General features: G+C 67.5%; 21 protein-coding genes. 6 read left to right on the top strand and 15 right to left on the bottom strand.

Features of this window, described 5'->3' with window-relative positions; genetic code table 11:
- Positions 1-5: 5 nt before the first annotated feature.
- The 11 genes from CWT10_RS17890 to CWT10_RS04360 form a co-directional block, all read right to left on the bottom strand.
- Positions 6-137, bottom strand: coding sequence for a DUF3039 domain-containing protein (locus CWT10_RS17890; RefSeq protein WP_128683651.1), 132 nt, complete (start codon positions 135-137; stop codon positions 6-8).
- 114 nt (positions 138-251) lie between these two features.
- Complete coding sequence (gene fdxA, locus CWT10_RS04405) at positions 252-602, bottom strand: ferredoxin (protein WP_103063458.1); 351 nt, start codon at positions 600-602, stop codon at positions 252-254.
- A gap of 242 nt (positions 603-844) precedes the next feature.
- Positions 845-2,638 carry a VanW family protein gene (locus CWT10_RS04400; RefSeq protein WP_103063457.1) on the bottom strand — a complete coding sequence of 598 codons (1,794 nt, stop codon included), beginning with the start codon at positions 2,636-2,638 and terminating at the stop codon, positions 845-847.
- A 36-nt stretch (positions 2,639-2,674) separates the two neighbouring features.
- Positions 2,675-4,597 (bottom strand): translational GTPase TypA, encoded by a 1,923-nt coding sequence (typA, locus tag CWT10_RS04395; RefSeq protein WP_103063456.1) that lies wholly within the window; start codon positions 4,595-4,597, stop codon positions 2,675-2,677.
- A 233-nt stretch (positions 4,598-4,830) separates the two neighbouring features.
- On the bottom strand, positions 4,831-5,604 hold the full coding sequence (locus CWT10_RS04390) for a PH domain-containing protein (protein ID WP_158247665.1): 774 nt from the start codon (positions 5,602-5,604) through the stop codon (positions 4,831-4,833).
- 175 nt (positions 5,605-5,779) lie between these two features.
- Positions 5,780-7,483 (bottom strand): ABC transporter family substrate-binding protein, encoded by a 1,704-nt coding sequence (locus CWT10_RS04385; protein ID WP_103063454.1) that lies wholly within the window; start codon positions 7,481-7,483, stop codon positions 5,780-5,782.
- Between the two features lie 164 nt (positions 7,484-7,647).
- The gene (locus tag CWT10_RS04380) at positions 7,648-9,813 is read right to left on the bottom strand and encodes a dipeptide ABC transporter ATP-binding protein (RefSeq protein WP_103063453.1); all 2,166 of its coding nucleotides are present in this window, start codon (positions 9,811-9,813) and stop codon (positions 7,648-7,650) included.
- Positions 9,810-10,706, bottom strand: a complete 897-nt coding sequence (locus CWT10_RS04375) for an ABC transporter permease (RefSeq protein ID WP_103063452.1) — start codon at positions 10,704-10,706, stop codon at positions 9,810-9,812. The genes CWT10_RS04380 and CWT10_RS04375 overlap by 4 nt, the downstream gene beginning before the upstream one ends.
- A gap of 1 nt (position 10,707) precedes the next feature.
- Positions 10,708-11,667 (bottom strand): ABC transporter permease, encoded by a 960-nt coding sequence (locus tag CWT10_RS04370; protein WP_103063451.1) that lies wholly within the window; start codon positions 11,665-11,667, stop codon positions 10,708-10,710.
- Between the two features lie 307 nt (positions 11,668-11,974).
- On the bottom strand, positions 11,975-12,976 hold the full coding sequence (locus tag CWT10_RS04365) for a bile acid:sodium symporter family protein (protein ID WP_103063450.1): 1,002 nt from the start codon (positions 12,974-12,976) through the stop codon (positions 11,975-11,977).
- 57 nt (positions 12,977-13,033) lie between these two features.
- Positions 13,034-13,636 carry a biotin transporter BioY gene (locus tag CWT10_RS04360; protein WP_103063449.1) on the bottom strand — a complete coding sequence of 201 codons (603 nt, stop codon included), beginning with the start codon at positions 13,634-13,636 and terminating at the stop codon, positions 13,034-13,036.
- Between the two features lie 855 nt (positions 13,637-14,491).
- Here CWT10_RS04360 and CWT10_RS04355 point away from each other — a divergent pair.
- Positions 14,492-15,109, top strand: coding sequence for an NUDIX domain-containing protein (locus CWT10_RS04355; protein ID WP_103063448.1), 618 nt, complete (start codon positions 14,492-14,494; stop codon positions 15,107-15,109).
- 121 nt (positions 15,110-15,230) lie between these two features.
- Here CWT10_RS04355 and CWT10_RS04350 read toward each other — a convergent pair whose 3' ends face one another.
- Together CWT10_RS04350 and CWT10_RS04345 are read right to left on the bottom strand one after the other, a co-directional pair.
- Positions 15,231-15,797, bottom strand: coding sequence for an NADPH-dependent FMN reductase (locus CWT10_RS04350; protein ID WP_103063447.1), 567 nt, complete (start codon positions 15,795-15,797; stop codon positions 15,231-15,233).
- Positions 15,798-15,902: 105 nt separating this feature from the next.
- Positions 15,903-16,850: a patatin-like phospholipase family protein gene (locus tag CWT10_RS04345; protein ID WP_103063446.1), complete on the bottom strand. Its 948-nt coding sequence runs from the start codon at positions 16,848-16,850 to the stop codon at positions 15,903-15,905.
- Between the two features lie 107 nt (positions 16,851-16,957).
- On the opposite strand from CWT10_RS04345, the gene CWT10_RS04340 reads away from it, so the two are divergent.
- Positions 16,958-18,073, top strand: a complete 1,116-nt coding sequence (locus CWT10_RS04340; protein WP_168190754.1) for an oxidoreductase — start codon at positions 16,958-16,960, stop codon at positions 18,071-18,073.
- 52 nt (positions 18,074-18,125) lie between these two features.
- Here the strand turns inward: CWT10_RS04340 and CWT10_RS04335 are convergent, their stop codons facing one another.
- Complete coding sequence (locus CWT10_RS04335) at positions 18,126-19,466, bottom strand: M18 family aminopeptidase (RefSeq protein ID WP_103063445.1); 1,341 nt, start codon at positions 19,464-19,466, stop codon at positions 18,126-18,128.
- A 425-nt stretch (positions 19,467-19,891) separates the two neighbouring features.
- Between CWT10_RS04335 and CWT10_RS04325 the strand changes: the two genes are divergently transcribed.
- The 4 genes from CWT10_RS04325 (at position 19,892) to CWT10_RS04310 (ending at position 21,836) form a co-directional block, all read left to right on the top strand.
- Positions 19,892-20,182 carry an anaerobic C4-dicarboxylate transporter family protein gene (locus tag CWT10_RS04325; RefSeq protein WP_158247664.1) on the top strand — a complete coding sequence of 97 codons (291 nt, stop codon included), beginning with the start codon at positions 19,892-19,894 and terminating at the stop codon, positions 20,180-20,182.
- Between the two features lie 21 nt (positions 20,183-20,203).
- On the top strand, positions 20,204-20,386 hold the full coding sequence (locus CWT10_RS04320; RefSeq protein ID WP_103063443.1) for a hypothetical protein: 183 nt from the start codon (positions 20,204-20,206) through the stop codon (positions 20,384-20,386).
- A 53-nt stretch (positions 20,387-20,439) separates the two neighbouring features.
- Positions 20,440-21,096, top strand: a complete 657-nt coding sequence (locus tag CWT10_RS04315; RefSeq protein WP_103063442.1) for an HAD family hydrolase — start codon at positions 20,440-20,442, stop codon at positions 21,094-21,096.
- Between the two features lie 131 nt (positions 21,097-21,227).
- Positions 21,228-21,836 (top strand): GtrA family protein, encoded by a 609-nt coding sequence (locus tag CWT10_RS04310; RefSeq protein ID WP_103063441.1) that lies wholly within the window; start codon positions 21,228-21,230, stop codon positions 21,834-21,836.
- A 20-nt stretch (positions 21,837-21,856) separates the two neighbouring features.
- On the opposite strand, the gene CWT10_RS04305 is transcribed toward CWT10_RS04310, so the two are convergent.
- The gene (locus tag CWT10_RS04305) at positions 21,857-22,576 is read right to left on the bottom strand and encodes a peptidyl-tRNA hydrolase (protein ID WP_103063440.1); all 720 of its coding nucleotides are present in this window, start codon (positions 22,574-22,576) and stop codon (positions 21,857-21,859) included.
- Positions 22,577-22,639 lie beyond the last annotated feature (63 nt).

Here is a 22,639-nt window from a genome sequence, read left to right as displayed (position 1 = left end):
AACAGCTACCGCAGCCGTTCGGCCACAAGGCGAGCGACCGGCAACCTCGTCTCGCAGGCCTCGCATACCGGCAGCCCCTCGTCACACCTGACAACGAACCACTCACCACACAGGGCACGTACAGCCCGTTCCTCCAGCCGGCTACGGTGGAATGAAACCGGTCATGGCGCTGCGCGTAGACGATCCACCCGGTTACGTATTAGTGCCGGTCTCGGTGTGTACTGGTGCCGGTCTCGGTGAGGGGGCGGGGGTCAGTAGCCGTTAGCGGCCCTCCACTCCTCGTTCTGAGGCTCCAGGGCGGCGATCATGGGGTCGTCGTAGTCCTGCGGGCCGACGTTCTGCGCGCCGCCCGGGGAACCCAGGCCCTTCAGGGAGAAGAAGTCGATGTTCGCCCGGGTGTAGTCCTCCCACTCCTCGGGGACGTCGTCCTCGTAGAAGATCGCCTCGGTGGGGCACACCGGCTCGCAGGCACCGCAGTCAACGCACTCGTCGGCGTTGATGTACAGACTGCGTTCACCCTCGTAGATGCAGTCGACCGGACACTCGTCCACACACGCACGATCCTTGACGTCCACGCAGGGCTGAGCGATGACATAGGTCATTGACTGCTTCCTCTCTGTCTCGGAGCGTGCCGCGCGGGGCCGCGGGCGTGCCCCCAAGTATCTCCCCCGCGGTGGCACCGTGCCCAACAGCCACGCAAGGTGTCAGCAAGTCCGCCGGATTCTCCCGGACCAGCGAGCGTTTTTGCGTCACGCACCGAGTGCGAATTGCGTGCGCCGACGCCGGCCCCACCGACCTCAATACCGCCGCCACAACCCGGATCTCCGGTACCGCCCCGCCGAGCTCAGCGACACACCACGGGGTTGTCGGAATCGTAGGCGGTGGTCAGCACGTCGTCAGGCAGGCGCTCGCCGTCGTGACTGCGGGTGCGGGTGACGGTGACGTCGAAACCCTGAGTGCCGCCACCGTAGGGCTCACAACCGGGACCGGACTGGTACTGGGTGCCGTAAGCCCGGTAGTTCGTGTGCTCCCCCTCAGTGATGGCAACCTCGTAGTAGGGGGTGGACCACAGTCGCACATGCACCTCGCCATCACCGGCCCACGCCTGCACCAGCACCGTGTAAGGCGTGGAGTTGCGCCATTTGACATCCTTGACGCCCGTCCAAATGGTGGCCTCGCGCCCGGCCGGGTAGCGGGTGAACCAGTAGGTGTGGGGCCAGTGCTCCACATCGTCCATACCAGCCTCGAAACCAGCGTTGAACACGGTCGTGCCCACTTGGGACAAGCCGCCGCCCATCGCGTCGATGTGCTGCCCGTCGGCCACCACGCCGGCGTAGGTGTAGCCGTTGTCGAGGTCAACCGGGCCTAGGGCGTCGGTGGTGGAGAAGGTCTCCCCAGGGGCCACCAGCGTGCCGTTGATCATCTCGGTGCCGCGCTGGAGATTCTGGTCACGCCCGTACTGGGAGACGTAGGGGGTGGAGTACTCGCCGACGATCTCGGCGATGCCCCATTCCTCCTTCGGCGTGGCCACGGCCGGCTGGAGGACGGTGACGGTCGCGGTCGCGGTACGCTCCCCGTTTGCGTTGGCGCCGGCCGCAAGAACGGCGTCGGTCAGGGCATCGGGGTCGATGCCGGTGCCGGTGGTGGCGGCGTGGAAGACGGGGGTGGCGTCCGCGGCGGTGGCGGGGTCGCCGTCGACACTCCAAGTGGCGTCGGTCGCGGGTGTCTCAAGCCCCTCACCCAGGTCGGCTATAACGACGTCGTGTAGCGCCTCGGCATCGAGGGTTACGGTCAGGATGCCGTCTGGGGCGGTAATGGCGGCCATGGCGGCCAGCGCCTCAGGGGTCAGGATGCTCACGCCGGTGGCGTCCGTGCCGGTACCAGCGGCATTGACGGTGATATCGGCGCTCAGCAGCGGAGTGAGGACGTTGTCAATGAATTCCTCGGCGTCGGCATCGGTGACGGCCGGGTTGGCCGTGCCCGAGGCCAGCGCGATGCTGTCCGCGCCCAGCGGCCAGGTCTCGGCCAGGGCGGTCACGCTCACCGCCACGTCCAGGCCGGCGCCAACCGAGCCGGGAATAAGCACGGGCGTGGTGCCCTCCAGGGCGACGACGGCGTCGGCGGTGCCGGTGGCGAGCGTGTCCAGACGGGAGTTCAAGGCGGTGGTCAGGGCGTCGGCGTCGACCCTGACTACAGCATCAACGCCGGTTCCGGCCAGCCGCCGTACCAGGGTAATGGGGTTGAGGGTGGGGCCGGTTAGTAGGTCTACGCTGGCCGCGGCGTCCACGCTCACGCCTGATTGTGCGGGGATGAGCGTGTCGGTGGCGTCGTCGACCGTGAGCGTGACCGGCCGGTTCAACTGGGCGACAATAGCGGCGTCGACGGCGGCCACCGCCTGGGCGCGGGTCATGCCGGACACATCGACGCCAGCCACCGAGGATCCCGGTGCCAGAGTGCGGGTGGTCGCCCAGGCCAGCCCCAGCCAGGCGATGACCAGGGCAGCGCCCGCAGTGCTCAGCAGTGCGCGGGCGACGGTGCGCGGGGCGCCCGCAGCCGCCCGGGTAGGCGCGGCGTCGGCGGGCGCGTCGTCGCCGTCGGCGGTGTCGCGGTCCGTGCCGCGCGGCTGTAGCTCGTTCATGCGTGCCTTCCGGGGCCGTACGATTCGGAACCCGCGTCAGGCGCCCGCCCGACGACGGCGGGCGGCGTCCTTGAAGCGCTCCTGGGAGTCGAGGATGACCTTGCGTATGCGCACGGCCTGCGGGGTCACCTCCACGCATTCGTCCTCGGCGGCGAATTCGAGGGCCTCCTCCAGGGTGAGACGGCGCGGCGGGGTTAGTGCCTCGTAGACGTCAGCGGTGGACGAGCGCATATTGGTCTGTTGCTTCTCGCGCACGACGTTGACGTCCATGTCCTCATCGCGGGGGTTCTCCCCCACCACCTGGCCCTCGTAGGTCTCCTGGCCGGGCTCAACGAAGAAGGTGCCGCGCTCGCCCAGGCGGGTCAGGGCGTAGGCGGTGACGGCGCCGGCGCGGTCGGAGACCAGGGAGCCGGTTGTGCGGGCGGCGATCGGGCCCGCCCACGGCTCGTAGCCCTCGGAGATGGAGGAGGCGATGCCGGTGCCGCGGGTCTCGGTGAGGAACTGGGTGCGCCAGCCGATCAGGCCGCGGGCGGGCACCAGAAACTCCATGCGGATCCAGCCGGTGCCGTGGTTGGCCATGGTCTCCATGCGGCCCTTGCGGGCGGCCATGAGCTGGGTGACGGCGCCGAGGTGCTCCTCGGGCACGTCAATGGTCATGCGCTCGACCGGCTCGTGGCGCTTGCCGTCGATCATCTTGGTGACCACCTGCGGCTTGCCGACGGTCAGCTCGAAGCCCTCGCGGCGCATCTGCTCCACCAGGATCGCCAGCGCCAGCTCACCGCGGCCCTGCACCTCCCAGGCGTCGGGGCGGGTGGTAGGTAGCACGCGCAGGGAGACATTGCCGACCAGCTCGCGGTCCAGGCGGTCCTTGACCTGCCGGGCGGTGACCTTGGCGCCCTTGGTGCGGCCGGCCATCGGCGAGGTGTTGATACCGATGGTCATGGAGATGGCGGGGTCGTCAACCTTGATTAGCGGCAGGGGCCGCGGGTCTTCGGGGTCGACCAGGGACTCGCCGATGGTGATGTCCTCAATGCCGGCGACGGCGACGATGTCACCGGCGTGGGCCTCCTCGGCGGGCTTGCGCTCCAGGCCCTCGGTGACCAGCAGCTCGGAGACGCGGGCGGAGGTGACGGAGCCGTCGTGGCGGGCCCAGGCGACGGTCTGCCCCTTGCGTAGGGTGCCGGCGTGGATGCGCAGCAGGGCGAGGCGTCCCAGGAATGGGGAGGCGTCCAGGTTGGTCACGTGCGCCTGCAGCGGGGCGGACTCATCGTATGAGGGGCCGGGGATGCGCTCGATTAGGGTGCGGAACAGGGGCTCGAGGTTCTTGGAGGCGGGCAGCTCGCCGTCGGCGGGCTTGACGGTGTCCGCGCGGCGGGCCTTGGCGGAGGCGTAGACCACGGGCACGTCCAGCACGGCGTCCAGGTCGATGTCCGGGTGCTCGTCGGCCAGGTCGGAGGCCAGCGAGAGCAGCAGGTCGGTGGTCTCGGAGACGACCTCGTCCAGGCGGGAGTCGGGGCGGTCCACCTTGTTGACCACCAAGATGACGGGCAGGGAGGCGGCCAGGGCCTTGCGCAGCACGAAGCGGGTCTGGGGCAGCGGCCCCTCGGAGGCGTCCACGAGCAGGAGCACGCCGTCAACCATGGACAGCCCGCGCTCGACCTCGCCGCCGAAGTCGGCGTGGCCGGGGGTGTCGATGACGTTGATGGTGATGCCGGCGGGCAGTCCCGCATCGATGGCGGCGGGACCGGTGTAGTGGACGGCGGTGTTTTTGGCGAGGATGGTGATGCCCTTCTCACGCTCCAGCTCTCCGGAGTCCATGACGCGTTCGGTCGTGTTCTCCTCGGTGGCACGGTTGCCGAAGGCGCCGGCCTCCCAGAGCATCGCGTCGACGAGGGTGGTCTTGCCGTGGTCGACGTGAGCGACGATGGCGACGTTGCGCAGATCCTGGCGCACAGTCATGTGGGCTCTTTCCTCCATTTGGTAAGCGCCCGCGGGCGCACAAACTCAGGCAGGGTACCGCTACTGCGGCCGGCGGACCATGACAGGCGCGACATGCGGCCTGTGCGGCCGCTCACCTCTATTGGCCCGGGATCTGGCGGCGAGCGGAATAATTGCTGCCGCTCTCCCCTTCTCGGGCCGGGAAGTGTCCACGAGCCGGCCGCGACATCGCCGGACGCCCGGAGTGTGGGGCTTCAGAGGGCGATTAGCGCGGCGGCGAGCAGGGCCAGGACGGCGGCGGTGGCGATGCTCGGTACCCGGTCCCACCGGGTACCGAGCCCGAGGTCGGATACGTCCGGTTGCTGGGCGGCGGTGTTAGCCCGGGTGGAACCGGCACGGTCGGGCGAGTCCGTAGAGCCTGCGGGCAGTTTGCCGAGCCGCTGGGCGCGCCGCCGCAGTCGGCGGGTCAGTGCCAGGTGCTCGGCGCGGGCGGCCTGATACAGCTCGATCAGGTGGGCGGCGTCACTGGCGTCCATATGGGTTCGGTAGGTGCGGCGCTCGCCATCCGACGCTTCCTCGGACGGGTCGGTGACCGTGGCGGTCACATAGGCCTCCTCCACATAGACGGCGCGGCGCTCGTGCCGGGCGGCGGTGAATACCCCGCCGCGTTGACAGGCGGACACGTTCACGGTGCTGACAGTAGCAGCAGATTCGATGGCTGCCGCGGCTGCCTCGCCGATTTCCAAGACGAGTCCCCAGCGGGTACGGGTGCCGCGCAGCGACTCCCAGGGGATGCGATGGCTGCGGAAGGCGTTGCGTACCTCGATCTCGTCCTCTGCCACCACTGCTTGCGGACGCCACCACAGCAGCCAGACCGCAAGGACAACCACTGCTGCCACCGCCAGCGCCTTCAGGCCGTTGCCGTAGCCGTCAGCTAGCCAGATGACCATGACCGGGTAGAGGCAGGCAAGCGCGACCAGCACGGTCCCGATCCGGCCGACCAGTGAACGCAGAACAATCGTAGGCACTGCACCATTCTGTCTCATCCTCTTGGCGGGTGGAGATCCCCTGAGTAAGTGGCGGCGCCCGCCACAACCGTCTGGGTTGGGGCGGGCGCCGGAGTCCAGAACACCGGCTGCGAATCCGCACGGTTTCCACGCAGCACATGAGCGCCGATGAGAACCGACGCCCGGCGCAGTCGCGTCACTCAGCCATGTAGCCCACGTCCTCCGCTCGTCCGGTGGACAGGCCGAAGGCGCCGTAGTTGGCAAGCTTCTTCGGCAGGGCAGCGTAATCAGCGCGCGAGTAGATGGGCGTGACTGTGGCGAGTTCCCAGATCTTGACGTCGGCCTGGTTGGCCAACTCGACGCGCTTGTCCGGATCGGCCTCGACCGCCACCTGGCCGATGAGCTTCTGCAGCTCCGGGTCGGACACGCCGGTGTAGTTGGAGGCAGAGCCCTCGCCGTAGATCTGGCCGATGTTGTTCATCGGGTACGGAGTGCCGACCCACGTGAACGCCGTGATTTCAAACTTGCCGTCACGCAGGCGGGCATTGAACTCATCGGGATTGGTGTCGTCCATGACAATCTCCACGCCGATTGCCGCCATATTGGCCTGCAGAATACGGCCCTCGGTGGCGGAGGTGGAGATGTCGGGCATGCGCAGATACTTGATGGAGAGCCGCTGCCCGTCCTTCTCCCGGAACTCGGCGCCCTCGGCCAGAGTCCAGCCAGCGGCGTCGAGCTCGGCGGCGGCCGCCTCCGGGTTGTAGGCGTAGTCGCCGGTGTTGTCCTTGTAGCCCTGGTTGTGGGGCATGAACAGGTGGTTGCCGAGTTGCAGCTGGGAGGCCGGCACCGGCAGGCCCTGCAGATCGCCCTCGGTGATGGTGAGGCGGTCCATGCCCTTGACCAGGGCCTGGCGCACGGCCTGATCGGCCAGGACACCCGAGGAGCCGTTCATGGTGAAGTGGCGCCACTGCAGGCCGGCTGCCTGGCGGATCTCGCCGTCGGTCCGCTGTTGGCACTGTTGATACGTGGCCGAATCGGTGATTGGGGAGACGTAGTCGATCTCGGAGTTGCCGAAGGCGGTGCCGAACTGGGAGGTGTTCATGACTCGCATGGTGATCTTGTCCAGCAGCGGGGCGTCGCCCCACCAGTTCGGGTTGGGCTCCAGGGTGAGGACCTGCTTGGCGGAGTCGGCGTCCGTAACGATGTAGGGGCCGGTCCAGTGGTCGGTGACGGAGGCGTCGGTCCAGGAGGAGAAGGTCTCCGCGTCGGTGGTGAGCGACGCCGGAACGAGGGCGGCCTCGCCGAAGATGGCGGACCAGTCGGGGAAGACGCCGTCGAAGGTGGTGATCATCTCGAACTCGTCGGCACCGGCCTCAATGGACTCGATGTGCTCCCAGCCGTCGGTGGAGGCGACCACGGCGTTGAAGTCCTCATCCGTGCCCCTGCAGGCCTGCCAGCAGCCCTGATAGTCGGCAACCTGGATCGCGTCGCCGCTATTCCACTTGGCCTCGGGGTTGAGGTGCATGGTGATGACGGTCTTGCCATCCACCTCCGCCTCGGTGTAGTCGAGGCAGAAGTTGGTGTTCACCTCGAAGGTGCCGTCCTCGTGGTACAGCCAATTGCGCACACCGGTGAAGCCCAGCAGGGTGGTGCCGTTGTCAGCAACGTTGCCGTCGATGTGCAGCGGGTTGTAGTTGGGGATCATGGCATTGATGGGGATGCGGAACTCACCGCCCTGTTGCAGGGCGGAGCGCTCCTGCCGGTTGATGTCCGATGCGGCCAGCTCCACCGGCTCGGCGGACGCATTTGATGAGGAAGAGCCCCCTCCGCAGGCGGCCAGGGCGGCCAGGGCCGCCGCCGAGGCGGTGCCCGAGAGGAAGAGGCGTCGGTTGATTTGCATGGTGGTGCTCCGTTTCTGGATCGGGTGAGCGGATTTGCTGGGGGCCTTCGTTGGCGAACGGAACGCGTACGCGCCCGGCAGCTGAGAAAACCATATGAGTTTGTTTGACAGTCAGGTTGGTATTCACTCCCGATTCGCGCCTGCCCGGTAGCGCTCGAAGAGGCTCAGAACACGTTGGCGTGTTCCGAATAGTGACAGGCGGACCGGTGGTCTTCCCCCATTGATGAGAAATCGGGCAGCCGGGTCAGGCAGGCCTCCCGCTGCTCATCGTTCAGCTCGCCCGCGAACTTCTGGCAGCGGGTGCGGAAGGGGCAGCCCGAGGGCGGGTTGGCCGGCGAGGGCAGATCGCCCTGCAGAATGATGCGACTACGGGTGCGCTCCTTCACCGGGTCCGGGATCGGGATGGCCGAGAGCAGTGCCTGGGTGTAGGGATGGGCGGGCGCGGAGAACACGGCATCGACGTCGCCGATCTCCACGATGCGTCCCAGGTACATAACTGCCACCCGGTCGGCGATATGCCGCACCACGGACAGATCGTGCGCCACGAACAGGTAGCTCAGCCCCAGGGTGGCGCGCAGCTCATCGAGCAGGTTGATCACGCCGGCCTGAATGGACACGTCCAGGGCTGAGACCGGCTCATCCAGCACCAGTAGGCTCGGTTCCAGCGCCAGCGCCCTGGCGATGCCGATGCGTTGACGCTGACCGCCGGAGAAGTTGCGCGGGTAGCGGTTGACGTGGCTGGGTTCCAGGCCCACCAGTTCCATGAGTTCAGACACCCGGTCGGCGATCTCCCGCTTGGGGCGTTTGAAGGCGCGCAGCGGCTCGGCGATCAGTTCGAAGACCGGTAGGCGCGGGTCGAGCGATGCCATGGGGTCCTGGAAGACGATCTGGACGTCCTGACGCAACCGGCGGCGCTCGGCGCGGGAGAGCTCATCGGTCTGCCTGCCGAGCACCACGATCCTGCCTTCCTGGGGCGCCTTTAGATCGAGCACCTCCAGCAGGGTGGTGGTCTTGCCGCAGCCGGACTCCCCCACCAGCGCCAGGGTCTCCCCCTTGCGCACGTCGAAGGACACATCCGCGACGGCGTGGACGGTACCCACGCGGCGCTTGAACACGGCGCCCTTCATCAGCGGGAAGTCCTTGACCAGGTCGGTGACTCGCAGGACCTCCTCGCGCTGTGCGTGCGGCAGATCGAGGGCCTGCGGAGTCTTGAGCCTGGGCACCGGGAAAATGTCCCGGTAACTCAGGTTATCGGCCTCGATCTCCGAGAAGCGGCGGCAGGCGGCCAGCTGCGGGCCCGCAGGAGCCTCACCGGCCGCGTCGAGTCCGCCGTCGGGACGCACGAGCGCCAGTTCCGGCTCCTCATCCAGGCAGGCGTCCTGCGTCATGGGGCAGCGCGGAGCGAAGGGGCAGCCGGCGGGCTCTGCCAGCAGCGAGGGCGGGTTGCCCTCCAGAGTGGCCAGGGCGGAGTCCTTCCTGGCGTCCAGGCGGGGCAGCGCCCCGAGCAGCCCGATCGTGTAAGGCATGCGGGAGCGGTAGAACACGTCGTCGACGTCGCCGGACTCCACGATCCGGCCGGCGTACATGACGGCGACGCGGTCGGCCATACCGGCAACGACCCCCAGATCGTGGGTGATCATGATGACGCCGGCGCCGGTCTCCTGCTTGGCGGTGCGCAGCACGTCCAGAATCTGTGCCTGGATGGTCACGTCGAGCGCGGTGGTCGGCTCGTCGGCGATGATCAGATCGGGGTTGTTGGCAATCGCGATGGCGATTACCGCACGCTGCCGCATGCCGCCGGAGAACTCGTGCGGGTAGGCATTGACGCGCACCGGGGGATTGGGGATACCCACCAGGTCCAGCAGCTCGATGGCGCGCCGGTTCGCATCCTTGTCGGACATGCCGCGGTTGTGGATCTTCAGGGCCTCCACGATCTGCCTCCCCACGGTGTACACGGGGGTCAGGGCGGACAGCGGATCCTGGAAGACCATGGAAACCTGAGTGCCGCGGATCTTGGACATGTAGGCGTCCGAGCGGCCCAGGAGCTCGGTGCCGTGCAGCTTCACCGCGCCCGACACGGCCGCCGACTCGTCCAGCAGGCCCATGATGGCGGTGGAGGTGACCGACTTGCCGGAGCCGGACTCGCCGACGAGGGCGAGGACCTCGCCGCGGGCCAGTTCCAGATTCACGCCGCGCACGGCATGCACCAGGCCGTCTTCGGACGGGAAGCTGACGCGCAGATCCCGCACCTCCAGCAGCGGTGCGGCCGATTCCGGGTCCGGCATGGCGTCGGAGTCGAATGCGGGGTTCTGCTTGCGGGAGCGGCTCATGCCCTACCTCCGGACTTGGACGAGGAGTCGAGGGCGTCACGCACGCCGTCGCCAATCAGGTTTACGCATACCAGCATGACCATCAGGACGACGGCCGGGGCGATGAAGGTCCAGGGATAGACGGCGACGTCGCCCTGAGACTGCTGGATCAGCGTGCCCAGGGAGGTGTTCGGCGGCTTCACGCCGAAGCCGAAATAGGACAGGGTCGTCTCACTCAGCACCGCGCTCGCGACGCCGAGCGTGGCGTCGATGATGATGTAGGAGGAGACGTTGGGCAGGATGTGGCGGGCGATGATCCGCGGGGCGCTGACACCCATGTAGCGTGCGGCCGTCACGTACTCCATGTTCCGCACGGACAGCGTCATGGAGCGGATCACGCGGGCCGTGAGCATCCAGCCGAAGGCCGCCAGCAAAATGATGAACAGCGGGATGGAGCCCTTGGACTGGCCACTGACCGACTGGCTGACGATGGCTATGATCAGGAAGGACGGCACCACCAGCAGCAGGTCGACTACCCACAGGGCCACCTTGTCGAACCAGCCGCCGAAGTAGGCGGCGGCACTGCCGACGATTGCGGCCACCGCGGTCTGGATCGCGGCGACGCTCAAACCGATGATGAGAGACTTGCGCAGGCCCTCGATCACCATGGCGAACACGTCCGAGCCGTCCTTGGTGGTGCCCAGCCAGTGGTCGGCATTCGGCGCCACATGGAATGCCAGGAAGTCCGGCTCGGTGTAGTGATAGCGGGCGACAAGCGGGCCTATGCCGGCCAGCAGCACGATCAGGCCGAAACCCACGAGTCCGGCGACGGCACTCTTGTTGCGGAAGAAGCGGCGCCGCAGAATCTGGCCGCGGGTCAGCCGCGCACTCCCGGCGGTCGAGCTATCGGACATATCAGCTCACCCTCACCCGCGGATCGATGACCGCCACCAGGACGTCAGACAGAAGGGCGCCGATCAATGTCATCATTCCTGAGAAGGCGACCACGGCGACGGTGCCGTTGATGTCGAAGGTGGAGATGGAGGTCACGGCATACTCGCCCAGGCCGTGCCAGCTGAAGACGGTCTCTGTGATGGAGGCGCCGACGAACAGGGTGGCCAGGGCGAAGGCGAAGTAGGTGCCCATGGGGATCAGGGAGGTGCGCAGAGCGTGGCGAGTGATGGCTTGGCGTTTGCGCAGTCCCTTGGCCCGAGCCGTGCGCACGTAGTCGGCGCCAAGGGTGTCGAGCATGAGATTGCGCTGGTAGCGGGAATAGGTGGCGATGCCCGTGAGCGACATGGAGATGGTCGGCAGCAGCAGATGCTGGGCCCTGCCGACAAGGCCGGAGCCCTCTCCGACGAACTCGAAGACCTGCCCACCCAGGGCCGCGTTGGCCTTGATGGCACCGAGTTTGAGGAACAGGGCAATGACCATCACCGGCGTGGAGAAGACGATCAGTGAGAGCACGGTGATGATGCGGTCTGCGACGGAGTACTGCTTGGTGGCGGTCCAGGCGCCCAGTGCAGTGCCGACGCCCATGCCGATGAAGGAGCCGAGAAAGACCAGTCGCACAGACACCCACATGCGACGGGAGATGATGGCGTTGACGGACTCGCCCTTGGGGGTCTTGCCCCAATCCCATTCGGTCAGCACACCCGTGGCCCAGACCTTGAAGCGGTCCATGACCGGGTCATTGGGGTTGATGTTGTAGGAGGTGAACGTGGCGTATATGCCGTCCCAGTTGAGCTTGGTGTTGCTCAAGTCGTACAACCCCAGCGGGTTGAGCTGCGTCGCGGCGAGGAAGTACGCCAAGACAGTCGCTATGACCAACAGAATCGCGTAGTTGGCGATCCTGCGCATCAGGTAGGGGAACATGCGGTCTTCTCTTAGACGGGGCCGCCGGAGGATGCGGCCCCGCGCGGGGAACCGGTTCCAGTACGGCTATGGACGTGCCGCCCGGACGCTGCCACCTGTCGAGGGCCTCGGGGCCGAACGGTTCGCCTCACGATACCCGTACTTCGAAACCTACCTGACACCATTGACGCCGCAACCGAAGTGGCATGCTCCGTGAAAGCCGCATGAAAACGGCATATGACGGCACCAAAGTAAGCTCCGCCACACCCCGCTCACTCAGCGGCGGGCGGGGTGTACCGGTATACCCCAGTCTGCGCCACCGCACTCGTCAGTTCACGGCGCGCACATCCCGGCGGCGGAACAGTGCGGCCACCACGGCGCCGGAGAGGTTGTGCCAGATGGAGAATACGGCCCCAGGCAGTGCGGCCTCGGCCGTGAAGTACTGGGCGGCGAGCCCGGCCGCCAGGCCGGAGTTCTGCATGCCCACCTCAATGGCGGTGGTGCGCGAGGCCCTCTCGTCGTGGCTGGTCACCCGGCCGATCAGGTAGCCGAGCAGGTAGCCCAGGCAGTTGTGCAGGGCAACCACCGCCAGCACTATCGCCCCAGCGGTGGCGATCCTGTCGGCGGAGCCGGAGACGACGGCGATCACCACGTAACAGATGCCGAGGACCGAAATCCAAGGCATGACCGGCAGTACCCGCTCCACGAATCGTCCCAGGAGGGTGCGGATGACCAGGCCGCCGATCACCGGCACCAACACGATTCTGACGATCGACAGCGCCATGGCGCCGGCGTCGACGGGCATGTACTGCCCGGCGAGCCACTGGGTGAGCAGCGGTGTCATCAGCGGGGCCAACAGTGTGGAGATCGACGTCATGGTCACCGACAGCGCGACGTCTCCACGGGAGAGGTAGGAGATGACGTTGGAGGAGGTGCCGCCGGGAGCGCAGCCAACCAGGATCACGCCGGCTGCCAGGACCGGGTCCAGCTGGAAGATGCGGGTCAGTGTCCAGGCAATGACTGGCATGACCACGAACTGGGCGGCCACACCCACCAGCACCGGCAGCGGACGACGCACCACCAGGGCGAAGTCGGGGACGGTCAGGGTCAGGCCCATGCCGAACATGATGATGCCCAGGGCGTAGTTGGTGCCGACCGCCAGCGGGCTGAGTGCCTCGGGGGCGAGCATCGCGGCGCCGAAGGCCGCCAGGATCAACAACGGGAAAACGGTAACGGCTACGTACGCCGAACGGTCCTCGCCGCTGCGACTTACGGCCGCAGACCGCAAGTCGGGCTTAGTGGAGCTGGAGGGATCTACCGGGGAGGTCATGCCATCTCCTAATGCCGCCCGCAGCCCGGGAGGGCCGGACGCGAGACCTCGGACACGTCAGTGCAGCCCGGCCGGGCGGGGCAACAGAGCGGCCACCAAAGACTTCAGCAGGTCACCAATGATGAAGGGCGCTAATCCGAGGGCGAAGGTGGTCCCCCACGGCGCTCCCGTGGCGACATGCAGCCAAACCAGTCCAGGGACGTACACCAGCGCGGAGGCGGCCAACATCAACCCCACACGGGCGGCCAGCCGACGCAGTCCCAGGGCGGGGCCCGCGGCGGCGCCGATGGAGATGGCCCCGGCCCGTCCGGCCAGCATCGCCGCCAGCCCATAACCAATCACATAGCCGAAGGAGGCAGTGATGCCGCTGTTCCAGCCCGCCAACACCGGCGCGCCAAGCGCGGCCGCAGCGGCGAACAGTGCCGCGGCCGCCAGACCGCGGCGAGAGCCGAGCACTCCGCCCACGCCCAGGGCCGCCAAGGTCCCGAGACTGACCGGAACCGGAGTGAAGGGCAGGGGCAGGGCGATCTGGCCGATCAGTGCGATCGCGGCGGCTCCGCCGATGACCAGAACCGCCTCACGGGCGGCGCGACGAACCAGGGAAGAGGCTGCGATCTCGGAGGCTTCGACGTGGAGGGCGGGAGGCGGGTTTGTGCTCATGTCACCACCGTAGGGGCAGCACCCGCCGCGATGCATCGCCGTTTGGTGCCCGTATCGGCGAACACAACTTGTTGGATTCCTCCAAGCCCGCCACAGAAGGCACTCCCATGTACCGAGCAGTTGCCTGTCTGTCCCCCACTCGGCACGCCTGGCGTGAGCGATGTTGCCTGCCCCAAGCCGTGGAAATGCTCCGGCACGGAGCTGTGCGTGTCACAAAATGCAGCACTTTCACCCGTCACGGCCGCCTGCCCATCGCATCAGGGCGCATGTTTCCCGGGAAAGCCGCACCGGTGTCGTTGAGAACAGACTCGAAAGCGCTGCATTCTTTGACAAGGATTGGCCCGGGAGCTTGTGGGGCGCCTCCGTTGGAGCCGGATCGGCCACACCGGTGCTCATCGGCGGCGTCCCCGGCATGGACTGATGCGGCATCACCCCAGCGGTGACGGAGGCGGTGGTCGAAGCCAGTGACGCCTATGCCGTGATGGGCGTCGTGGGAGGTGGCCGGGAGTCATAGGGATGCCCTTGACGCGCGAATGCGTGCTCCGCCGGAAAGGGATCTGATGGCCCGCTCGGCGGCCAGGGGCGGCGGTGAGGGGCTGCTGGGTGACTCCGCTGCGTCGTGTAGCGGTCTACTACGCTACTTCGGCGTTGCAAACGGCCCCTGCCGGCAACAGCGCGAGGAGACCCACCAGCCACAGCGCCCGGAGATCCACCAGCACCAACGCGGCAACCACAACCCCACCAAACCCCCAAACCGGATAAGCCGGGTTTGCTGAAGACCTAACGGGTGTACAGACAGCCGCAAACTGTCTTAGTTGACGACCAGTGGCGGCGCAGAGGCACTAGCGTTCAGGTATGCCAGCTCTTCCCCGTCCTGCTGCCCCCGACGGTGGTGTGCCCTTCGCCCTGGTGCCCGCCGCCTATGTACTGCTGCTGCGCCCGCGAGAGCGCGCCGCCGCGTCCACACTCGGCGGTGGCCGTCCCACCCGCGCGGGCCGGGAGCACCGCCCTCACGGCGGGTCCTGCCTCGGCCGCCCCGCTAATACCGAGGTCCTGCTGCAACTGCGCCGCAACACCGGCTTCATGGACGGGCACTGGGCCGCCGCCATCGCCGGACACGTCGAGCCGGGCGAGTCGGTAACCGCGACGGCCGTACGGGAGGGGGCCGAGGAGATGGGCGTCGTGATCGACCCCGGCGAGCTGATGCCGCTGACCGCCATGCACCGCTCAAATGCGGTCGACGGGCCGGCACTGGAGCAGCGCGTAGACTTCTTCTTCACCCTCACCCGGTGGCGCGGCACCCCCGAAATCCGGGAGCCCGCGAAATGCGGCGGCCTGGAATGGTTCGCGTTGGACGCCCTGCCGGAGCCGATTCCCCCGCATGAGCTCGCAGCGCTACGGCTCCTGGCTGAAGCGCTCGACAACGGGCGACCGACCCCGGCGATCACATCCTTCGGCTTCACCACACGTTGAAGCACCAGCCCGGGTCCCGCCCCGAGGCGATGCCGGCGGGGCACGAACCGGTGTCCGCGCCCCGCCGGCAATAAATGTTCTCCCCAGGCGGTCTGTCACCGCACCCGGGCTAGACGGCCCCTCAAGCCTTGCGCGCGTTGACGGAGGCGACCACAGCATCGAGCGTGGCGGCGAGCTCACCGTCGCGCAGGTCCACGGGGGTGAAGGTGCTCATGTCCGCGGAGGCGTCGGTGTACAGCATCAGCTGCACCGCCGGGTGAACGGTATGCACGTTCCATCCTCCGAGCACCACGCGCCACTGCTCAATCGCGCGGATGGCACCGTCGCCGGAATAACCGACGAAGCCGACCGTCTTGTTGACGAATTCGGAGAAGAGATGATCGGTGGCGTTCTTGAAGGCGCCGGGAATCCCGTGGTCGTACTCGGAGGTGACGAACACGAAGCCGTCCTGGGAGTCGATGGCGTCGGACCAGGCCTGCACGCGCGGATCGTCGTACTGCTTGTTCGCCATCATCGGCGGCAGCGTCGAGGTGAACAGCGGCAAGTCGAAGGACTTGACATCAATGATCGAGTACTCGGCGTCACCGCGAGCGCGCGCGTGCTCAAGCACCCACTCGGCAACCTGTTCGCCTAGACGAACCTCTCGTACTGATCCAAGGACAATCCCGATCTTGGGCTTACTGGTCATGCATTGCTCCCTTCAAGCCGTGCATATGCCCGGATCCGGGCCGCACAAGGCTCAACTCAACACGGCCCACAGCACCTGAACCAGAGAAACCTAACGTTGACCTTGTCACAGTTCCAGGAATGCCAGGATGTCAGGCAGCTCCCGGCGCGCCTGAGCCAGGCCCGCCTCATACGTGCTCACTACGCGGTCGTATCGCAGCTCCCCGTTCTCGATGGCCATGCGGTCGGGTTGGAACAGGTAGACACGCCCCTCGCGCCGCCCCTGTTCCAGCTCCTGAAGGGTCCTGTTGTATGCCTCTGGCCGATTGATGATGGCCTCGGCAACCTCGGGCCACTTGCGGAACATGCGCCGGTAGGTGGCGGCCCGTTTCTCCGCGGGCTTGCGATAGTCGGCCGGGCGAGTGGAAACCACGAGCATGCGCTCATATCCGTCGGCGGCGGCGGCGTCGGTGGCGAAGCCGCCGGTCGGGCCCAGGGCGCCGTCCAGGTAAGGGACGGAGTCGATGTGGACGGTAGGCATGAGCACCGGCATGGATGAGGACGCCTGGCAACGCACCAGCAAGTCTTCCATGACCTCCATGTCATCCTTACCCCAGTAGACCTCCTCGCCGGTGTCGCAACGGAAGGAGCCGATGCGCACGGTCGCCTCAGATGCCTTGAAGGTATCCCAGTCAAAGGGAAACAGCTCGCCCGGCTGAGAGGTGTGCCGGTAGATGTGATCGGAGTTGAAGTACCCGCGCCCGCGGGCGAAACTGCCCCAGCCACCCGCATCCGGATCGGTTGTCAGTCCGACGAATGCCTCACGGGCGCGCCACAGGTCGCGTGAAACCATGTTTACGGTGTGCGTGGACCCCGCGGAGATGCCGCCCACCCAGGGGAAGAACAACCCCTCCTCCAGTAGCACCTGCACCAGGGCGGCGGTATAGGTGCCGCGCATGCCTCCGCCCTCGAATACGAGGGCGACGTCGTCTACACGCCGTGTGATCGGAGCGGGCACGTGGTCGGGATCGCCGAAGGGTACGGGACGGGCTGGGCTGAGGGTCGCAGTGGCCATAGTGGGTCAAGGCTAACGAGCCGCACGGGCGGGCGGCAGTGATCCCGGCCGCATTACGCACGCGCTACCCCCTTACGGATTACGGCCATGTCGCGTAGCGTTGACTCATGGCACATCCCTTACTGTTGGACTCCCTGACCATGCGGCGGCTCACGGCCCGCAACCGCCTATGGCTCCCACCTATGTGCATGTACTCGGTCACCAATGAGGACGGTATCCCGGGCAACTGGCATGCGCTGCACTACGGCACACGCGCCCAGGGCGGTTTCGGAACCATCATCGTGGAGGCCAGCGCCGTCACCCCGGAGGGGCGCCTATCCCCCAATGACCTGGGCCTGTGGGATGACACCCAGATCGCGGGGCATGAGTATCTGGTAAAGGCCATCCACATCGGCGGCGCATTGGCGGGCGTGCAGCTCGGTCACGGCGGGCGCAAAGCAGGTACACCGCCGTGGCGGCCAGATGTTGAGGGCGCACGCGCCGGAACCCTGCCCGGCTGGGAGCTGGTGGCTCCCAGCGCGGTGCCCTACCCCGAGCACGCCACCCCCCGGGAGCTGACAACCGAGGAGATTGCCGACACCATCCGGGCTTTCGCCGACGCGGCCCGCCGCGCCGTGGCCGCCGGCTACGACGTCATCGAGTTGCACGGCGCCCACGGCTACCTGATCCACCAGTTCCTCTCACCGCTGTCCAATACACGCACCGACACCTACGGGGGTTCGGATGAGGCGCGGCGCCGTTTCGTACTGGAGGTGGTCGAGGCCGTACGCGAGGCCATCGGGCAGGACAAGGTCCTGGACATCCGATTGTCGGCCACCGACTGGGCCGAGGGCGGGATCACCGGGGAGGACACGGCGGAGCTGGCCCGCCAGCTGGTTCAGGCTGGCGTAGACGTGCTGCACGTGTCCACCGGCGGGAACGTGCCTGCGAAGGTACCGGCGGGCCCCGGCTACCAGGTGCCCTTCGCCGCGCAGGTCAAGCAGGCTGTGGCCGGGATGACGACGCCGGGCGGCGGGCAGCCACAGGTGGTCACCGTCGGCGTTATCGATTCCGGCCTGCAGGCCGAGCAGATCCTGGCAGCAGGACTGGCCGACGCCGTAGCCGCGGGTCGGGCCGCGCTGCGCGACCCGTACCTGCCGGTGCGTTGGACCCACGAACTGGGAATCAACGATTGGCAGGCCGCTCATCTGCCGATCCAGTACTGGCGCGGCGCCTGGCGCTGAGCCACGCATGCTGGCGGCACCGGACCGGGACGGCGCCTTGGGCCCGCGGCACTCAGGCGCTCAACCAGTAGGAGCGCATGGCCCGCGCCAGGAGGGGCCCGTCTGCAACGGCGCACATCTCCCGCTGGGAGTGCATCGACAGCAACCCCTGGCCGACGTCTACCGTGGAGACGCCCAAGCGGGTGGCGGTGATCGGGCCGATGGTGGTGCCGCAGGGCACGGCGTTGTTAGACACGAAGTCCTGACTGGGTACGCCCGCCGCGCGGCAGGCGCGCACCCAGGCGGCCACGGCCGCGGCGTCGGTGGCGTAACGCTGCTGGGCGTTGATCTTCAGCAGTGGCCCGCCGCCGAGTACGGGCCGCACCGCCGGGTCGTGCAGCTGGGGGTGGTTCGGGTGCGCCGCATGCCCGGCGTCTGCGGACAGGCACACTGAATGAGCCAGGAGTGCCGCATAGGCGTCATCGGCCACACCCATTGACCTGGCTAGGCGCTCCAGGGCGGTCTGCAAGAGGGGACCGGCGGCACCGGACCTAGTTCCGCTGCCGACCTCCTCATGGTCGTTGGCCACAAAGATGATCGGGGCTTTCGGCTCACCATCGGCGCCTTCGCGGGCCAGCGACTCCAGAGCGACCAGGGCGGCATGCACGGAAGAGAGGTTGTCCAGACGGGAGGAGGCAAGGAACTCACCGTGAAGCCCGAAGCGGGCCGGCGGCTCGGTGGGGTAGGTGAGGATGTCGGCGAAGGCCAGGTCGGCGGGATCGATGCCGGCCTGCTCGCAGAGGTAACGCTCGGGGGCGTCGGAGGCGGGCCGGGTATTCACGTCGTGGTGGCCGGCACCGACCAGTGTCCACAGCGGCAGCAGGTGGGCCTGCCTATCCAAATGAAGGGACTCATTCACGGAGCGGTCCAGGTGTGGGGCCACCTGGGCCACGCGGGCGATCGGCCCGGTGCGAACCAGCCGGGTGGCGCCGCTGCGAGTGACCAGGCGCCCGGCCAGGCCAAGCTCCCGGTCCAGGAAGGAGTTCAACAGCGGGCCGCCGTAGACCTCGACGTTGAGTAGTTGCACGCCGTCGCGCTCGATGGCGGCGCTGGGCTTGAGCCGCAGGGCGGGCGAGTCCGTGTGGGCACCGATGATTCGCAGGCCGGCGCCCGCCTCCAGGCGCGCGGGCAACAGCCAGGCGATAACGGCTCCGTCGCGGAGCATGTAGCCGCGCCTTGGCAGATCGGCACCCCATGGCTTGCACTCATCGACCTCGGTCATGCCCACCGCGTCCAGCCGGCGCGCGACCTCGGCGGCTGTGTGGTAGGAGGTGGGCGAGGCGGTAATGAAGTCGATGATGGAGTCGGCGTAGGCGTCGTCGCCGTACAGGGCGGGTGTTTCGGGGTCGGTCATGGGCCCAGTATGGGCCCGCCAGGTGGAGCCGCCGCCAAAGAACGTCCAAATCCGGCATAAACGCGTCCGGCGCCTCCAACAGCCGCGAGCACACCGTTGGAATCATGCGGGCGCCGCGGGCGCACTCGCGGGCACAGGCGGCGTTTATGCCGATTCTGGACATTGCGCTACTCCACCGAGCTTCATTCCTAGGCCCTACAACCTATAGACATGCGCAAGCGCCCCGCAGGACCGCTACCGGACCATCTACGAGGAGACCGGCCTGAACGAAATCCTCTTCCGGTACCCGGACAACACCAAGTGCAGCTACGACCTGGACACCCAGTTGGAGATCGCCGCCGCCCTGGCGGCCGCAGGAATCGTCAAGGAGCAGATCCCGGCCTGACCGGGCCCCGCGTGACGGTCGCGGCATTGCGCCCGCGGCCGTGGTGTTCCGGTCCGGCCAGCTGGAGGAGACGAACACCGGGTGGACCTTCATCGATCTGATCCTGGTGTCCATCCCGGCTACCTTCCTGGGCACGACGACCACGGCGCTGGCCTTCATGCTCTGGGACAAGGCACGCGGCACCGACCGGCTCGACGCCGTGCCGGAGTATCAGCGCCGACTGGCGGCGGGCGAGGTCTCCCCGCCACGGCACGAGGTCCGCGAGCTGCGTCCGGGCGCCAAACTGTCGGTGCTGATCTTCGTAGCCGCCCTGATTGTGGTGCTCACCTAATCCATCATCATCTCCGAGAAGGTGGGCCTGATCACCGACCCCGTCATGGACGCCGGGCAGTGCCGTATCGCGGTGATGCTGGCCGCGGCCGGGTCGCTCGATCTGCTGGCCGCACAGACCAGCGGCGTCGCTTATAAGGCGGCCGACCGCGTCGCCACGCCGACGCTGATCCCCCGCCGCTCCGCCATCACCCTGGCCCGATGAACATCCCCACTCGCCCTCTGGCACTTCGGCCCGCCTTGCGCCACGATCACCCCATGACGCAACGCTCCCTCCCGGCCCCGCCCGCCATCCCACCCCTCGGCACGAGCCCGGTGCGCGCCGTGCTGCTGGACGCCGACGGCGTACTGCAGCTGATCGGCACGCCCTGGGAGCAAGCGCTGACCGAAAGCGGCGGAGAGCTGTTCAGCCGTCGTCTGCTCGCCGAGGAGGGACCCGCCCTGATGGGCGAGGAGGATCTGCGCACGCTGCTGGCGCGACTAGTGGAGGAGCTGGAGCTCACCACCGGCGTGGAGGACTTGCTGGAACTGTGGTGGCGGGCCACGCCGGATCCGCTCGCCTGGCAGACGGTCCGCGATCTAAAGGCGGCCGGTTACACCACCGTGCTGGCCACCAACCAACAGCGCGAGCGCCGTGCCTGGATGCGCAGTGCACTGGGCTATGACGGTCTTTGTGACGTGGACGCCTACTCGTGCACGCTCGGGGTGGCCAAGCCCAGCCCGGACTACTTCCGCACCGTGCTGGAGCTAGTGGGGGCTTCCCCGCAGGAGGCATTATTCGTGGATGACAATGCCGCCAATGTGGATACGGCCGCCGCACTGGGGATCCGCACGATTCTCCACCCGGCAGACGCGGGAGGCGATCTGCTGCGCCACGAGCTCGCCGCCGCACTGACGAACGGGGCTCATCCTTGAGGAGGAGAATCAAGGCCGCAGCCTCATACTTTCGGAATCAACACTTCATCCGCACGGAGTTGCGACGATCCCGAGGAGCCACAAGACTCGGCCACATAGGTGCCGCGAGGGCGGCACCCGGAAGGATCGCCATGACGAGCATTACGACGTCCGAGAACGTGCTGGGGCGGCGTTCGTCATCGACCGCGAGCCGGAGGACGGCGGATGCCGTGAAGGCGACAGCGGCCGCCCACGAGCGGATCAACGCCCATCTGGACAACCCGACCCGCCGCGCCCCGCGCGTGTTCCGGAAGCTGCTCGGCAGCATCCATCGACTGCTCCCGGGAATCGTACGCCGTCGCGTCCCGATCACCTTCATCGGCTACGCGCTGATCAACGGTTCCGGATTCCTCATAGACATAGCCTTCCTGTGGCTGTTCTACGAACGCCTGCACTGGTTCTACCCGCTGGCCGTCACCGTCGGCTACGCGATCGCCGGCGTGTACTCCCTGCTGCTGAACCGGTGGTTGAACTTCCAATCCCACGGCTCCCTGACGGCCCAGGGATCGCGCTATGCCGTCGGCCTGGTGTCGCAGTACGTCATCTTCATCCTGGGGCTTTCCAGCCTGTTGCATCTGGTCGGGGTCAATGCCGAACTGGCGCGTTTCCTGTCCGCCTGCTGCGAGGGCGTGTTCCTGTATGTGCTGATGCGGCTGTGGGTGTTTCGCGGCACGCCCGAGCCTGCGACCGAGGCTGCCTGAACCTGCGCCCTGCGCTGCACTCACCAGTAGGCGCGTGTAGTCTCCGCGGGCCCGTCCAATTCGGTGAAGCCCGCATCCACCACAGACACCGGCCGCGGCCGCTGCCGCCAGGACGACTCCGGCGGGAAAACCACCCGCACCCGAAAGTCCTGCTCGACCCACTGCTTGCGCAGCTCGGTCGGCATTAGTGGACTGAGCCAGGCCAGCTGCGCCGCATGAGCCACCTGGGCGCACAGTTTCCCGCTGGTCATCTCCTCCATTGGAGTGACCTCGACCGTCACCAGGGCCTGCCGGGAGACCGACTCAGCGGACAGGGTGATCCCGCCGGAGGCACCGGGGTCCCTGGCGATGGCAGCCGTGATCGCTGCCGGTGGCGGGGGCAGCTCATCGCCGTGCGGGAAGTGCGTACCCTCCACCTGAGTCTTGGCCAGTGCCAACGGCAGCGGCCGCACGGGTCCGGGCACGATGGCACGAGCCTCAGCCACACCCCAGCCATCCGGTCCGTCCTGGGCGACCGTTACCCCGGGCAGTTCTTGGATCTCCTCCCAGCGCCGACCGCGAGCGCGGCGTACCAGCTTGCGGATGCGTCCGTCCGTCCAGTACTCCACGGCGTCGTGCCAGTCCCCGCCCGGGGCCGCCTCGGGGGCGGCCAGCAGCGCGACCACGGCACGGGCGGCCGCCTCGGCCACGTCTATGCGGCGCGGCGGGTGGACCTTGTCATAGTGGACGGCGATTTGCATGGCCCAGGGCACGTCATGGTCGGCAGGCAGGGATGACGACCACGAATCGCCACCTGCGGGGAC

Source organism: Actinomyces qiguomingii (assembly GCF_004102025.1).
Lineage (GTDB): Bacteria > Actinomycetota > Actinomycetes > Actinomycetales > Actinomycetaceae > Actinomyces > Actinomyces qiguomingii.
The sequence above is the reverse complement of the archived record's forward strand: the minus strand, read 5'-3'. Positions and strand labels throughout refer to the sequence as shown.

Coding starts and splice junctions, on each gene's coding strand:
- fdxA (WP_103063458.1), bottom strand. CDS start 602: ATGACCTATGTCATCGCTCAGCCCTGCGTGGACGTCAAGGATCGTGCG.
- CWT10_RS04400 (WP_103063457.1), bottom strand. CDS start 2,638: ATGAACGAGCTACAGCCGCGCGGCACGGACCGCGACACCGCCGACGGC.
- typA (WP_103063456.1), bottom strand. CDS start 4,597: ATGACTGTGCGCCAGGATCTGCGCAACGTCGCCATCGTCGCTCACGTC.
- CWT10_RS04385 (WP_103063454.1), bottom strand. CDS start 7,483: ATGCAAATCAACCGACGCCTCTTCCTCTCGGGCACCGCCTCGGCGGCG.
- CWT10_RS04380 (WP_103063453.1), bottom strand. CDS start 9,813: ATGAGCCGCTCCCGCAAGCAGAACCCCGCATTCGACTCCGACGCCATG.
- CWT10_RS04375 (WP_103063452.1), bottom strand. CDS start 10,706: ATGTCCGATAGCTCGACCGCCGGGAGTGCGCGGCTGACCCGCGGCCAG.
- CWT10_RS04370 (WP_103063451.1), bottom strand. CDS start 11,667: ATGTTCCCCTACCTGATGCGCAGGATCGCCAACTACGCGATTCTGTTG.
- CWT10_RS04365 (WP_103063450.1), bottom strand. CDS start 12,976: ATGACCTCCCCGGTAGATCCCTCCAGCTCCACTAAGCCCGACTTGCGG.
- CWT10_RS04360 (WP_103063449.1), bottom strand. CDS start 13,636: ATGAGCACAAACCCGCCTCCCGCCCTCCACGTCGAAGCCTCCGAGATC.
- CWT10_RS04355 (WP_103063448.1), top strand. CDS start 14,492: ATGCCAGCTCTTCCCCGTCCTGCTGCCCCCGACGGTGGTGTGCCCTTC.
- CWT10_RS04350 (WP_103063447.1), bottom strand. CDS start 15,797: ATGACCAGTAAGCCCAAGATCGGGATTGTCCTTGGATCAGTACGAGAG.
- CWT10_RS04345 (WP_103063446.1), bottom strand. CDS start 16,850: ATGGCCACTGCGACCCTCAGCCCAGCCCGTCCCGTACCCTTCGGCGAT.
- CWT10_RS04340 (WP_168190754.1), top strand. CDS start 16,958: ATGGCACATCCCTTACTGTTGGACTCCCTGACCATGCGGCGGCTCACG.
- CWT10_RS04335 (WP_103063445.1), bottom strand. CDS start 19,466: ATGACCGACCCCGAAACACCCGCCCTGTACGGCGACGACGCCTACGCC.
- CWT10_RS04315 (WP_103063442.1), top strand. CDS start 20,440: ATGACGCAACGCTCCCTCCCGGCCCCGCCCGCCATCCCACCCCTCGGC.
- CWT10_RS04310 (WP_103063441.1), top strand. CDS start 21,228: ATGACGAGCATTACGACGTCCGAGAACGTGCTGGGGCGGCGTTCGTCA.
- CWT10_RS04305 (WP_103063440.1), bottom strand. CDS start 22,576: ATGCAAATCGCCGTCCACTATGACAAGGTCCACCCGCCGCGCCGCATA.